Source organism: Capnocytophaga sp. H4358, assembly GCF_002302515.1.
Lineage (GTDB): Bacteria > Bacteroidota > Bacteroidia > Flavobacteriales > Flavobacteriaceae > Capnocytophaga > Capnocytophaga canis.
Genome location: NZ_CP022380.1, coordinates 105,192 through 118,007, shown reverse-complemented (window position 1 = coordinate 118,007; position 12,816 = coordinate 105,192). Strand labels below are relative to the sequence as shown.

Sequence of the window (12,816 nt, the reverse complement as noted above, 5' to 3'; positions counted from 1 at the left end):
TTTTAGCTTCTGAAAACGTTTATTTTCTTTCGTACATCGTTTTGCGAAGCTCTTGAATGTTTTTATCGTCCATATATTCGTCAAAAGTCATATAGCGGTCGATAACTCCGTTGGGAGTAAGCTCAATAATTCGGTTTGCAACGGTTTGAGCAAATTCGTGGTCGTGTGTGGTAAACAAAACATTCCCTTTAAAATTCTTCAACGAATTGTTGAAAGCCGTGATACTCTCCAAATCCAAATGGTTCGTTGGTTCGTTAAGCATCAGTACGTTAGCACGAAGCATCATCATACGGCTAAGCATACAACGTACCTTTTCTCCTCCCGATAACACCGATGATTTTTTCAAGGCTTCCTCACCGCTGAACAACATTTTGCCCAAAAATCCACGTATATAGACTTCCTCGCGTTCCTCTTCCGTTTTTGCCCACTGACGAAGCCAATCCACCAGCGAATAATCGTTATTGAAATATTCCGAATTGTCCACAGGAAGATACGATTGCGATGTGGTTACTCCCCATTGGAATTTTCCGCTATCGGGTTGTTGTTTTTCATTCAGAATTTGATAAAAAGCCGTTGTAGCTCGTGAATCTTTTGAAATGACAGCCACTTTATCGTCTTTTGCCAAGTTAATATCCACATTTTGAAACAAAATTTCACCATCGATAGACGCTGAGAGGTTTTCCACGTGCAAAATTTGGTCACCTGCTTCTCGTTCTTTGTCAAAAATAATAGCAGGATAACGACGCGATGAAGGTCGGATTTCTTCGATATTCAATTTTTCCAACATCTTTTTACGAGAAGTTGCCTGTTTTGATTTTGCCACGTTGGCACTAAAACGAGCGATAAATTCTTGCAACTCTTTGGCTTTTTCCTCTGCCTTTTTGTTTTGTTGTGCACGTTGACGGGCAGCTAATTGACTACTTTCGTACCAGAAGGTATAGTTTCCGGAATAATGGTTAATTTTCCCGAAATCAATGTCAGAAATGTGCGTACACACCGCATCCAAGAAGTGACGGTCGTGCGAAACGACAATTACCGTGTTATCGTAATTTGCCAAGAAGTTTTCCAGCCAACCGATAGTTTCAAAATCGAGGTCGTTGGTAGGCTCGTCCATAATAAGCACGTCAGGATTTCCGAAAAGAGCCTGAGCCAAAAGTACACGAACCTTTAACTTTCCGTCCATTTCGCTCATTAAAGTGTAATGATCGCTTTCTGAAATACCAAGGTTAGAAAGTAAAGTAGCGGCATCACTTTCAGCGTTCCACCCATTCATTTCGTCAAATTGATGTTGCAACTCACCAATACGGTCGGCTTTTTCATCCGTATAGTCGGCATACAGTGCATCCATCTCCTGCTTAATCGCAGAAAGCACTTTATTTCCAAGAATAACGGTTTCCAAAACCGTAAATTCATCATAAGCATAGTGGTCTTGCTCCAAAACGGACATTCGTTTGCCAGGTTCAAGGATAACACGCCCACTGGTAGGCTCTATTTTTCCAGAAAGGATTTTTAAAAAAGTGGATTTTCCTGCTCCGTTTGCTCCGATAATCCCGTAGCAATTGCCCTGTGTAAAGGTTACATTTACCTCATCGAACAAAACTCTTTTCCCAAACTGAACCGATAAATTTGAAACTGTTAGCATTGTCTTTAAAAATTAAATCGGGTGCAAAGATATTACTAAAAATTGAATCTTTACTTGAAAAATGATATAAAATTTCGTGTTTTTCCATCGTTGAGATATGGTGCTTCCTGCAAAAAAATAATTAGAATTTATAAAAAATAACCTACCAATATATCTTTCATATCCTAAATTCAAAATATATTCACAGCTTATATTTTTATTTTTTCTATAAAAACACAAAATGTATATTATTAAAGAGGAATTTATTGTGCAAAAATAGTAAATAAATTATCTCTTAACAAGTTTATTTTCTTTTGACTCAAAGAAGTCGTACGAAAACTATGAGTCGTGTTGTTTTCTTCGGTAATGTTTAATGTCCAAGCATTATTTGTGAAAATTTCTTTCAGATGTGGAGTTTCTAGTTCAAACGAAAAACGTGATTCAAATTTGTCTTTCTTTTTTTCGATAAACATAAATTCTTTATTTGTCAAAGAAAAATTATTTCCATTTACAACTATTTGACAATTAATGATTTTGTGTATAGGTTTATCAGTATGAAAGCTAATATTTACTCGAGTATTTCCCTCTAAAGTTTGTTTACTTTTGAATGTAAAATCCATGAAGGCTTTTTCTTCGTTTCCTGTTAATTCAATGGGTTTTATAAAGTATAAAATTCCTTGTTCAGCAAAGAAAGATGCGTACAAATTTTTCCCTCCTTTACCCAAAGAGGAACAGCTAACCATCAGAATTACAGAAAAAAAGGCAAGAATGATTTTTTTTCTTTGCATAGCTTTATTGGTTTATGAGTATTTTTTTATCAATGTTATTTTTCTCGGCTTCTTTTCGAAAAGACTCTTCTTCTTGTCCCGACACGATAATACAAAAAGTATTATTTTGGAGTTTTCTCAAATAAATAGCTGTGTAGGTTTTGTCACATCTGTAAGCAATGTATTTTACGTCTGTCGTTTCTTGAGTTTGCAGAATTTCACAATTTTCCGGAGTATCAATAAGTTTTTTTTCATCAAAAACAATTCCCGTAGGAATAGTTAAATATATTTTATTTGTACCAGATTCAATAGTTCGGAAAATAGGTAATTGTTCCTCTTTAAAATATGTTGAAAGCACTTGTCTATGTATTTCGTTATCAGGAACATTTTTAACGATGCGTTGATTGAATTCCAACGAATATTGAGCTATTCCAAAGAGATCGATAGATGATTTATTAGTTGATTTACAACCAATAAATATTAAAAATAAACCTACGAAAATCTTTTTCATTTCTTAAATAACTTTGAATTAATAAAAATAAAAAACTACCTGAAATCTTTCAGATAGTTTTAATGATTTTTTTTCGGCGATTACTCTCCTGTAACGATTGTTTCAAAAGTAACGATAAGCCCTAAAATGTTTTTTTGTTTAATATCAACAGTTGAAATTTTTGTGATACCTGCATTTTTAGCCGCTGTTTTGATACTTGCGTCAGCATCGAAGAAAAGTACTCCCAAATATCCAGTAGCTGTAGATGTTCCTGTTTTACTACCTACTGAATTACTTGTAGCGTTTACTGGTAATGTTAAAGAACAACTTGTTAAAGCTAATGCAAGTACTGAAGCTGTGATAAATTTTTTAAGCATAATTATTAAAATTTTAATAGTGAATCTTACTCTTTTGGATTTTCAGTTCCTCCCTGTTTTTAGTTTTCAGCTCTACGTGGGGGCAAATATATAAAAACAAATCAGAAACTTCAAAAAAAATTAACAAATTTAAGGTAATAACTTAACAAAGAATAGGATTATTAGTTAGTGTAAAATTTCACTACCCTACGAATGGCTCGTTCACAAACTGGACAAAATCCTTTAGGTACGTTTGATTTCATTCGGCAATCTTGTACTGGACTAAAAATTCCTTTCGAAACATAACCACCTCCCTCAAAAACGCCTATAACATCTCTATATTCAGCTGTTCGAGGTGTAGGAACAGGTGTTTTTTCGTGAACCATATCCTTCCATTTCTTATCAAAATTAATCATTGAAGTAATGTTTTCCTCCCACGGCTCTACATTGAGATTATAGTAGGAATCAAACGCTGTAGAAGTATAATATTCATCCGCTAAGCCTACTAATCCGTGTCCAAACTCGTGAACAAATACTTTATCAGACAAATCATGATCGGACGTAGCTAAATTCAAGTGATTGTAAAATCCACCTCCTCCGTAGGTTTTTATATTTACCAAAATGTATATCTGATCATACGGTACAAGTGAAGCCGCATCAGCTATAGCTGTCATATTATTGGTTGTTAAATATCGTTCCATATCAAATGTATAAAACGATGCATCGAAAGCCGTTTTTTTAAAAATATGTTTACCAGGAATGTCTGTTCCTGATTCTTGCGAAGGAACTCCTATCGCATAAACATTAAAATCTTTTTTGAGAACATCAAATGGCGGGATAGTAAACATATAATCGGTCATGCGTTTTGCATCAGCATAGAATTTTTGCATTTCATCGGCTGTATATCCCTCTGCCAATATCACCAAATCAACCTTTTTAGATGGCTCACCGTTTTTGAGGATTTCTATCACAGGGTGTGTTGCTACTTTCTCTTTTTTGATGAAATAATCGGTACGTTTTATGGTTTTTTCAAGAATTTTATCGAAATTCCCTTCAGAATTTCGCTTATCAATATGTAATTTTAAGTTTTTTACAGGAAAAGGCACTTGAATAGCATGTGAGAATATTTTTTTTTCCGTTTTTGCAGCTTCTACGTGTAACCATTCACTAAAAAGAGAGTTAAACCCTTTTGAAAAAACTACTTTTTTAGTATCAATATCAATTAATTGTAATCGAAATGTTCCATAATTTGGGAATATTAGATTCTTTTTTGAGCCTCCCCAAAAAGGTTCTTGTTTGAGTTGCGTGACGATTACATCTAAGTTTTCTGCATCACCAATTAATTGAAAATCAATACGAAGACTTTTACTAAAGTCAAATACACTTTTGGATTGTGAATAGGATTGCACAAAAAATAAAAATCCGAAAATAAATAAAAAACGTCTCATCTAATAAAACTTTAATATATTTGTACCTCTATCTTTAGAAAAGAGCATGTCGAGATTTTTTAATGCGTTGTGCCACTCCTCTCTAAAGAGGAGCTGATAGTTCGCAGAAAAAAGATTTTTAAACAAACTCTTTTTTAAAGAAAACACCGTGTCAAATGTACTAATTAATTTCAAAAAAATCAAAAATATGACGAAACATATCGCTGTAATTCGAATGTCTGCTATGGGTGATGTTGCCATTAGTGTTCCTGTGCTTACTGCCTTTGCAGAGCAATATCCACAGGTAGAACTTACTGTGGTTACACGTCCTCTTTTTGCTCCGATATTTTCACATATACCTAATTGTAAGATATTTACTCCTGATCTGAAAGGAAAGCACAAAGGCGTTGTTGGTCTGTTTCGTCTGTACAAGGATTTAAAAAATCAAGGGATTAACGTTGTTGCAGACATACATAATGTATTAAGAACCAATATATTAAAATTATTCTTCTGCCTATCTGGAACTCCTTTTGAACAGATTAAAAAGGGTAGAAAAGAGAAGAAAAACTTAATACGAAGTAAAAACAAAATTTTTAAACAGTTAAAACCTTCTTATGAACGTTATGCAGACGTATTTGCAACCTTAGGCATGCCCATTTCGTTAGAGAAAAAATATTTTGCTCCTCAACCTAAATTGTCAAATTCTGTAAAAAATATACTTTCTAATGGAAAAAGAATAGGAATAGCACCTTTTGCGGCTCATTTAGGAAAGCAATATCCATTTGAAAGAATGAAAAAAGTGATTTTTGAGTTATCACAAGGCTATCCAAATGGTAAAATATACGTTTTTGGTGGGGGAAATCATGAAAAAGAAAAAATAAACGAGCTTATCGAACTAAAAAATGTAGAAAATACAGTTGGAAAATATAATTTTTCAGAAGAATTACAACTAATCTCCCGACTTGATGTGATGGTTGCAATGGATAGTGGCAATGCACACCTGTCGGCTATGTACGGTGTACCCACCATTACACTTTGGGGTGTAACTCACCCTTATGCAGGATTTTATCCGTATCAACAACCAGTTGAAAATGCCCTTTTAGCAGATAGAAAACTCTATCCACTTCTCCCAACATCCATCTATGGGAATAAACATCCGAAAGGCTATGAAAACGCCATCGCGACCATACAAATTGAAGATATTTTGAGAAAAGTAAAAGAGATTCTTGAGGAATAAAGGCTATATATTGGACTGATAAATATGGTTATATTCATTTGCTTACTCTGATATTTTTACTTTTATCAGTTCTGTATTCCCTTGATCGTCATCTGTAATAAGCACCAATTCAGAATCCTTTGCTGAAGTCGAAATGACCGCAACCGACTCTACTTTCAAGTTTTTTTCCAAGTTAGATATATTTCTAAATTTCAGCACTTTAGGTTTTTCAAAATCAGAAAAATCTAACAATCCGATAAGACTTCCCATGATTTCCCCATCATTGTAAGCATCATCCGTAGCTTCTACTGAAGCTGTGAAAACGAATGTTTGGTCTCTCAAAATAGTAGCTCCCGAAAAACCTGCTTCTACCCCTTCAATGGAAGGCAAAGGTACTCGTACGTAACTCAGATTTGGTTTTTCTTGAGTTTTTAAACTCTCCAAAAAATTCTGATAAAAGACTTTAATGATAACATTATTACTTCTGTTAAACAGGTACAAAAAACCATTAGCAAAGGCTGTAGCTTCGATGTTAAGTTCTTCATTTTTCAGTAAATCACTATTTCTAATAAGGTCATAAAAATCTGAAATTGAGTATTTTTCGACGATGATATTTTTATCTAAAAGCACTCGAAAAAACATATCACGCTGAGGAGACTTGGATCCCGAACCAAAAATTACTAATTCCTTTTCCGAAATTACTTCTAAAGTTTCGAAATCCATTTTTCTTTTCTTTTTAATACGATTTCCTTTGAAGTTTTCTTGATTTTCTTCATATAAAAGAATCTTTTTATCTAACTTAAAATCAGAATTAATAACGTATAAGTAGGGAGAGTCGTCACCTATGGCATATATTTTATTATTTATATATGCTACTCCCGAACCACTCGGGAAGTCAACTATTGTTTGGATGTTTTCTATGGAAATATTCATGTTTTTGGGTGTAAATGTACAGTTTATAAAAAAAAGAAATAAACTCAAAACTATTCGCATAATTCTAATTATTAATGTAAAACAAATCAATTTAAGGCTCTTAGGTTCTATTCCTAGATTCAGCTTACAAGAAGTAATGCTTTCGGAAATTACAAACAAGAATAGTTATCGATAGTATCAATTACTTTTTTCATCCGTTGCTCGTGGTTTCCTTCTAAAAGTATATACGATTTTTTATGTTGGTTGAGCATTTGTTTGAATTGCTGAAACATATATTCCCTTTCGTTGGGTTTGTCACGTAAATCATCGGGCAACCAAGGAACATCAATATAGGTTAGAAAAATGAAATCATATTGATTATCAATGGCATACTTCTCAATTAAAGGATCACATTTTCCGTAATAAATATAGGAATAGGTCATCAATTCAAACAAGTTAGTATCACAAAAAATAAATTCGTTTGCTTTTTTGATCAATTCATTTTCCATAACCATCTGTCCTTTTGCAATAGGAAGTAAATCCTCCCAATCACAAACTTCTCGTTTTTCGTCCCATTTTTGTTGTAAATATGTACGCATAAACTCAGGTACCCATTCCGTTTGGTACTTTTGAGCCAAAGCCTGACTGATAGTTGTTTTCCCCGTTGATTCAGGCCCTACGAATGTAACTCGACAGATGTTCGTTGCTGTTTGTTTAAGTTTTTTTTCCATTCAATGTATCCAAAAATAGCTATTACTGTGAATAATAAATACTGAAACGAAGTGAAAAACAGCCCTTTATATGCGTAAACAGGAACAGAAATTACATCGCCAATTATCCAAAAAATCCAGTTTTCTAACTTGCGTTTCGCCATGAGCCACATTCCTACTAAAAATATCGCCGTAGTAAAAATATCTACGCACTCTACCCAACTAAAATACTGAAAACCCATGACAATATTTTTTGTTGAAAATCCATTTTGGATATAGGGTTTTAGGTAATACACCGTTGTGACTAGTACGAAACTGAATAGAGCTAACAGAGAACAAACAAGTACATCATACCGAGTAGTTTTAGAAACATCCACATGAATGTGATCTTTACTGCTTTTTGTCCACAGTATCCATCCGTAAATACTCATTATGGTATAGTAAAAATTGATAAGCATATCTCCCCATAGAGTAAAAACAGCAAGTAAGTACGTGAATATCAATGTGCTAATAATCCCAGTAGGATATACCCAAATATTTCCTCTTTTGGCAAACCACACGCTGAGAAATCCAAAAATTACCCCAATAATCTCTAATACAATCAAATGGGTATCAATACCTTTATACTGAGAAAAAAACCAATCAAAAATGAGGTTCATAGTCATGTCTGTCGGTCTTAACTATTTTCATATACATCAGTCCTATATCTACGAGTTCCATCGCTTCTTTAATTTCTACCATAAGTACCCTCATCACCTGATCATAGTCTCCATAAACTTGTGTACTTAACGGATTTTCAAGTATTGTTAATCCTGAAGCTCGTAGTTTCTTGATAAAATGAATTATTGGTTGTTCAAAATCGTTCTGTAGTGGACTGAATGTTAGTTCTACTGATATTTTCATTTTTTTCTCTTCTGTTTATGACTTTGTTATATTATAAATCTTTCTGATTGCTAAATATTTTTTCACTTACTGAGACTCTCGGCTTCGTATAGTTTTCTCGTATAATTCTTCATAGATAGGTATAATTTTTCGTTCATCGAAACGAGAGGCTGATATCTTAGCTTGTTGTTTAAACCGTTGTAAGCGTTCTTCATCTTCCAAAATATAAATAGCGTTCTTACTCATATCATCGACATTACCAATTGGACTTAAGAATCCTGAAAAACCGTTTTCATTCACCTCATGTAACCCACCTGCATTGGAGGAAATTACAGGTACGCCCGATACCATTGCTTCTAATGCTGAAAGTCCAAAACTCTCTGATTCTGAGGGAAGTAAAAATAAATCGGACATACATAAAATACGGTCTATGTCAAGTGTGTTTCCTAAAAAAAGTACTTTGTCTTTAATTCCGAGTTGTTTACATTGATACTCCGCATGTTCCTTTTCAGGGCCGTCTCCCACCATGATAAGTTTGGCTGGTATTTTTCGCTGGATACGATAGAAAACATTTACCACGTCCGAAATACGTTTCACAGGGCGAAAGTTGCTAATATGCGTGATGATACGCTCTTCTTTTTTTGCCATAATAGAGCGTTTACACGGGATAATATTAGTTTCTTTTTCTACACTAATAAAATTCGGAATCACAACTATATCTTTTTCTATCTCAAAAAGTCGTAATGTATCTTGCTTCAAACTTTCTGAAACTGAAGTTACTACATCCGAAGCATTAATACTAAATGTAACAGCGTGTTTATAGTTTGGATGATTTCCTACTAAGGTAATGTCTGTACCATGAAGCGTGGTGACCATCGGAATATCAATACCTTCTTTTTTAAGCATCTGCTTTGCCATATATCCTGCGTAAGCATGCGGAATAGCATAATGTACATGTAAAATATCTATATTATAATTTTTAATTACATAAGCCATTTTGCTTGACAATGCTAATTCGTACGGTTGATAAAGAAACAACGGATACTCCTCCACATGCACTTCGTGAAAGTGAATATTTGCCTCTAAAAAATCCAAACGCACAGGAGAACTGTACGTTATAAAATGCACTTGATGTCCTTTACGAGCCAATACTAATCCCAATTCAGTAGCTACTACCCCACTCCCTCCAAAGGTTGGGTAACATACGATTGCTATATTCATTTTGAATGTTTTTATTCCAAAGCGTAAAAGTAGAAAAAAATGTCGATATAGCAGAAATTTTTCTTAGTATTTTATTTTTCCGTATGGCTAAAAGCAAAGTATCTAGGTTTCTTATTAGTTTCTTCAAGTGTAATTTAAAAAATTGGTAGTGTTTCCCAAAGTATGATACTCAAATCCACCCAAAATTGATGTAGAAAAACACAATTTCAAAGGCTTTTATATGGTTTTCAAACTTTTTTGAAAAACAACAAGTTTTCCTCACCGCTCGGCGTATCCGATGTCTCAAAAGTGTGTTGTTTCCTTCAATATCAGTAGTGTATTTTTTACCTACTTTATGTGTATATTCTTGAAAAACAGACGCAAAAGCTTCCCAATTGTCTGTACAAATCTCATCAAAACTAACGCCCAATTTCTTCAATTTCTCACGAAGTTTTTGGGCTGTTTTTATGTTTCGTTTGCCCCATACCCACGCTACAATTTCCTTTGTTTCAGCAGAATAAGCATAAATCAACCACTTTTTATTCTTCTTTTTTCCCACAAAAGTCCAAAGTTCATCAACTTGTAACGATTTGTATTTGTTTTGTTTGGGTTTGATTTCTCGATTGAAATTTACCAAAACCGAAAGTACTTTTTTGATGCTAACTTTTTCAATTTCAGCAATATCACGAATACCTACATTTCTTGCCAAAAGCAAGAGAATTTTCGCAGCAATATGCGAAGCCCAACCTTTGTAGGTCAGATTATGATCGCCGATAAATTGGCGTTTACAGGTTTTGCAAAGATAGTTTTGTTTTTTGTTCTTTTTATTCCCATTTTTGACTATCTTTGTGCTTTGACAATTGGGGCAATGGAGTTTAATTGTTATTAGCATTCAACAAAAATACAACTTTATTCCCTGATTGTCAAATTTTTATACCATCATACTTTTTAAAACACGACCAAAAAATTAAATGTAAGTTTAGAAGTCTTGTCTTTCTTTCGAGAGTTTATGTTTTCATAATTTCTAAATTCCATAAAATATTCAAAATTTCGGTAACCAAATGAATTTCAACCTTAGAAGTATTCAGTTGTTCTGTAGATAGAGATTTATAGAAAAATCCTCTTGTGAAAAAAAAGAGGATGAGTTTTTTTGTTACACAAAAAAGGGATATTTTTGTCGCCCAATTTAATATAGTTTTAAGCAATGAAAAAGAATATTTTTTGTTTTATTTTAGGAGGAATGACTTTCTTCTTAGGGACGGCTCAAACTCAAAATCCTTCCCCTGATTTGTACACAGCAAATAACAAAGGGAAATTTTTTATTTTTTGGGGAGGAAATCGCGGTTATTATTCCAAATCTGACATTCAATTTAAAGGAGAAAATTATGATTTCACAATTAAGGATGTAGCTGCCATTGACCGTCCAAAAGGTTGGCACATTGATTATATCAATCCACTTCGGATGACTATTCCTCAAACCAATGCTCGTATTGGGTACTTTATAAATAATAATTATGCCATTTCAGCAGGGGTTGACCACATGAAGTATGTTATGAAACAAGATCAAACTGTAAAAATGAATGGGTACATTAGAAACTCAGGTACAATTCATGACGGCGTTTATAACAATGTTGATAAACAACTTACAGAGGATTTTCTTACATTTGAACATACAGACGGACTGAATTATGTAACAATTGAAGCCTCTCGTGTTGATGATATTTCACGTTGGTTTGGTATTCGCAACACTGATTTTTTTCAAGCAAATCTGACCGAAGGAATTGGCATAGGAGCATTGTACCCTCGTTCCAATACCAAATTGATGAACAAGGAGCGTTATGATCAATTCCATATTGCAGGGGTTGGAGTAAGTGCTAAAGCAGGATTACATTTAGTGTTTTTTAAACATTTTATGATTATTGGAGAGTTAAAAGGAGGATACATCAACATGTACGATATTCGAACAACTTATGATATAGCCGATAAAGCTAATCAGACCTTTTATTTCTTTGAAACAATCATTGCTTTTGGAGGAATATTCAGATTGTAGTTTCCCGAAAAGAAAAAAGTTGTCCGAAAAATAAGAATCATAAAGATTCTACTTTCGGACAACTTCAATTATTATAGCAGAAAATTACAAGGTGTTTACATTATTCAAATCCTCAAACGCTTTTTTCAAACGAGCTACAAACGTTTTTTCGCCTTCTCTAAGCCATACGCGTGGATCGTAATATTTTTTATTAGGTACTTCCTCACCTTCTGGATTTCCAATTTGGCTCATTAGATAATCCTTTTTAGCTAAAACGTAGTCTCTAACTCCTTCTGTAAAAGCATATTGCAAGTCAGTGTCAATATTCATTTTAATTACTCCGTAAGAAATTGCCTCACGAATTTCCTCTACTGATGAACCAGAACCTCCGTGGAAAACGAAATCAACTGTGTTGTGAGGAACATTATAATTTTTAGAGATGTATTCTTGAGAGTTTTTCAAAATTTTTGGTGTCAATTTTACGTTTCCTGGTTTGTAAACTCCATGAACATTTCCGAAAGCAGCTGCTATGGTAAACTGTGGGCTTACTTTCAATAACTCTTCGTAGGCAAAAGCTACCTCTTCAGGTTGCGTATAAAGTTTTGAAGATTCTACATCCGAGTTATCCACACCGTCCTCTTCACCACCTGTAATTCCTAATTCAATTTCCAATGTCATACCCATCTTACTCATTCTTTCAAGGTATTTTTTGCAAATTTCGATATTTTCATTCAGAGGCTCTTCCGAAAGATCAATCATATGCGAACTGAATAAAGGTTTACCCGTTTCTGCAAAGTGCTTTTCAGAAGCATCCAACAACCCATCAATCCAAGGGAGTAATTTTTTAGCACAATGGTCCGTGTGAAGAATAACGCTAACTCCGTAAATTTCCGCTAATTGGTGAATATGTTTTGCTCCTGCAACTGCACCAGCAATGGCTGCTTTTTGGTTTTCATTTGACAAACTTTTTCCTGCCATAAAAATAGCTCCTCCATTTGAAAACTGGATGATTACAGGTGCATTCATTTCTTTTGCTGTTTCCATTACAGCGTTAATTGTACTTGAGTTTACCACATTGACAGCTGGTAAAGCAAATCCTTTTTCTTTGGCATATTGAAAAACTTCTTGTACTTGTTTTCCAACGATTACGCCTGGTTTAATGTTATGTGCCATCTGTTATATAAAAAATTAATATTATAGTACTAT

Annotated in this window: 14 protein-coding genes; 2 read left to right on the top strand and 12 right to left on the bottom strand. The window is 33.9% G+C overall.

All coding sequences use genetic code 11. The features are described from left to right. Positions 1 to 19 precede the first annotated feature (19 nt). The 5 genes from CGC49_RS00515 to CGC49_RS00495 all read right to left on the bottom strand — a co-directional run bounded on the left by CGC49_RS00515 (position 20) and on the right by CGC49_RS00495 (position 4,682). Positions 20 to 1,642 (bottom strand): ABC-F family ATP-binding cassette domain-containing protein, encoded by a 1,623-nt coding sequence (locus tag CGC49_RS00515; RefSeq protein ID WP_095911615.1) that lies wholly within the window; start codon positions 1,640 to 1,642, stop codon positions 20 to 22. A 242-nt stretch (positions 1,643 to 1,884) separates the two neighbouring features. Continuing rightward, positions 1,885 to 2,409 carry a hypothetical protein gene (locus CGC49_RS00510; protein ID WP_095893124.1) on the bottom strand — a complete coding sequence of 175 codons (525 nt, stop codon included), beginning with the start codon at positions 2,407 to 2,409 and terminating at the stop codon, positions 1,885 to 1,887. Positions 2,410 to 2,413: 4 nt separating this feature from the next. Beyond that, a complete protein-coding gene (locus tag CGC49_RS00505; protein ID WP_042345215.1) occupies positions 2,414 to 2,899 on the bottom strand; it encodes a hypothetical protein in 486 nt (161 codons plus the stop codon). An 80-nt stretch (positions 2,900 to 2,979) separates the two neighbouring features. Further along, positions 2,980 to 3,255, bottom strand: a complete 276-nt coding sequence (locus CGC49_RS00500) for a TRL-like family protein (protein ID WP_095893123.1) — start codon at positions 3,253 to 3,255, stop codon at positions 2,980 to 2,982. A 161-nt stretch (positions 3,256 to 3,416) separates the two neighbouring features. Beyond that, the gene (locus tag CGC49_RS00495) at positions 3,417 to 4,682 is read right to left on the bottom strand and encodes a M64 family metallopeptidase (protein ID WP_095911613.1); all 1,266 of its coding nucleotides are present in this window, start codon (positions 4,680 to 4,682) and stop codon (positions 3,417 to 3,419) included. Between the two features lie 187 nt (positions 4,683 to 4,869). Between CGC49_RS00495 and CGC49_RS00490 the strand changes: the two genes are divergently transcribed. Beyond that, the gene (locus CGC49_RS00490) at positions 4,870 to 5,898 is read left to right on the top strand and encodes a glycosyltransferase family 9 protein (RefSeq protein ID WP_095912646.1); all 1,029 of its coding nucleotides are present in this window, start codon (positions 4,870 to 4,872) and stop codon (positions 5,896 to 5,898) included. A gap of 42 nt (positions 5,899 to 5,940) precedes the next feature. On the opposite strand, the gene CGC49_RS00485 is transcribed toward CGC49_RS00490, so the two are convergent. From CGC49_RS00485 to CGC49_RS00460, 6 genes are all read right to left on the bottom strand, one after another. After that, positions 5,941 to 6,810, bottom strand: a complete 870-nt coding sequence (locus CGC49_RS00485; RefSeq protein ID WP_095911612.1) for a hypothetical protein — start codon at positions 6,808 to 6,810, stop codon at positions 5,941 to 5,943. Between the two features lie 149 nt (positions 6,811 to 6,959). Then, positions 6,960 to 7,520: an AAA family ATPase gene (locus tag CGC49_RS00480; RefSeq protein ID WP_042009460.1), complete on the bottom strand. Its 561-nt coding sequence runs from the start codon at positions 7,518 to 7,520 to the stop codon at positions 6,960 to 6,962. Then, positions 7,466 to 8,158, bottom strand: coding sequence for a nicotinamide riboside transporter PnuC (gene pnuC / locus CGC49_RS00475; protein WP_042345205.1), 693 nt, complete (start codon positions 8,156 to 8,158; stop codon positions 7,466 to 7,468). The genes CGC49_RS00480 and pnuC overlap by 55 nt, the downstream gene beginning before the upstream one ends. Continuing rightward, positions 8,142 to 8,402 carry a hypothetical protein gene (locus CGC49_RS00470; RefSeq protein WP_042009463.1) on the bottom strand — a complete coding sequence of 87 codons (261 nt, stop codon included), beginning with the start codon at positions 8,400 to 8,402 and terminating at the stop codon, positions 8,142 to 8,144. Before CGC49_RS00470 ends, pnuC begins: the two co-directional genes overlap by 17 nt. A 66-nt stretch (positions 8,403 to 8,468) precedes the next feature. After that, complete coding sequence (gene bshA, locus CGC49_RS00465) at positions 8,469 to 9,602, bottom strand: N-acetyl-alpha-D-glucosaminyl L-malate synthase BshA (RefSeq protein ID WP_095911611.1); 1,134 nt, start codon at positions 9,600 to 9,602, stop codon at positions 8,469 to 8,471. Between the two features lie 169 nt (positions 9,603 to 9,771). After that, entirely contained in the window at positions 9,772 to 10,473 is a 702-nt protein-coding gene (locus CGC49_RS00460) for an IS1 family transposase (RefSeq protein ID WP_095911610.1), read from the bottom strand. A 312-nt stretch (positions 10,474 to 10,785) separates the two neighbouring features. Here CGC49_RS00460 and CGC49_RS00450 point away from each other — a divergent pair, with 312 nt between their 5' ends. Continuing rightward, the gene (locus CGC49_RS00450) at positions 10,786 to 11,631 is read left to right on the top strand and encodes a hypothetical protein (protein WP_042009465.1); all 846 of its coding nucleotides are present in this window, start codon (positions 10,786 to 10,788) and stop codon (positions 11,629 to 11,631) included. 84 nt (positions 11,632 to 11,715) lie between these two features. Here the strand turns inward: CGC49_RS00450 and fbaA are convergent, their stop codons facing one another. Continuing rightward, the gene (gene fbaA, locus CGC49_RS00445; RefSeq protein WP_042009466.1) at positions 11,716 to 12,783 is read right to left on the bottom strand and encodes a class II fructose-bisphosphate aldolase; all 1,068 of its coding nucleotides are present in this window, start codon (positions 12,781 to 12,783) and stop codon (positions 11,716 to 11,718) included. Between the last annotated feature and the right edge of the window lie 33 nt (positions 12,784 to 12,816).

Coding starts and splice junctions, on each gene's coding strand:
- CGC49_RS00515 (WP_095911615.1), bottom strand. CDS start 1,642: ATGCTAACAGTTTCAAATTTATCGGTTCAGTTTGGGAAAAGAGTTTTG.
- CGC49_RS00510 (WP_095893124.1), bottom strand. CDS start 2,409: ATGCAAAGAAAAAAAATCATTCTTGCCTTTTTTTCTGTAATTCTGATG.
- CGC49_RS00505 (WP_042345215.1), bottom strand. CDS start 2,899: ATGAAAAAGATTTTCGTAGGTTTATTTTTAATATTTATTGGTTGTAAA.
- CGC49_RS00500 (WP_095893123.1), bottom strand. CDS start 3,255: ATGCTTAAAAAATTTATCACAGCTTCAGTACTTGCATTAGCTTTAACA.
- CGC49_RS00495 (WP_095911613.1), bottom strand. CDS start 4,682: ATGAGACGTTTTTTATTTATTTTCGGATTTTTATTTTTTGTGCAATCC.
- CGC49_RS00490 (WP_095912646.1), top strand. CDS start 4,870: ATGACGAAACATATCGCTGTAATTCGAATGTCTGCTATGGGTGATGTT.
- CGC49_RS00485 (WP_095911612.1), bottom strand. CDS start 6,810: ATGAATATTTCCATAGAAAACATCCAAACAATAGTTGACTTCCCGAGT.
- CGC49_RS00480 (WP_042009460.1), bottom strand. CDS start 7,520: ATGGAAAAAAAACTTAAACAAACAGCAACGAACATCTGTCGAGTTACA.
- pnuC (WP_042345205.1), bottom strand. CDS start 8,158: ATGAACCTCATTTTTGATTGGTTTTTTTCTCAGTATAAAGGTATTGAT.
- CGC49_RS00470 (WP_042009463.1), bottom strand. CDS start 8,402: ATGAAAATATCAGTAGAACTAACATTCAGTCCACTACAGAACGATTTT.
- bshA (WP_095911611.1), bottom strand. CDS start 9,602: ATGAATATAGCAATCGTATGTTACCCAACCTTTGGAGGGAGTGGGGTA.
- CGC49_RS00460 (WP_095911610.1), bottom strand. CDS start 10,473: ATGCTAATAACAATTAAACTCCATTGCCCCAATTGTCAAAGCACAAAG.
- CGC49_RS00450 (WP_042009465.1), top strand. CDS start 10,786: ATGAAAAAGAATATTTTTTGTTTTATTTTAGGAGGAATGACTTTCTTC.
- fbaA (WP_042009466.1), bottom strand. CDS start 12,783: ATGGCACATAACATTAAACCAGGCGTAATCGTTGGAAAACAAGTACAA.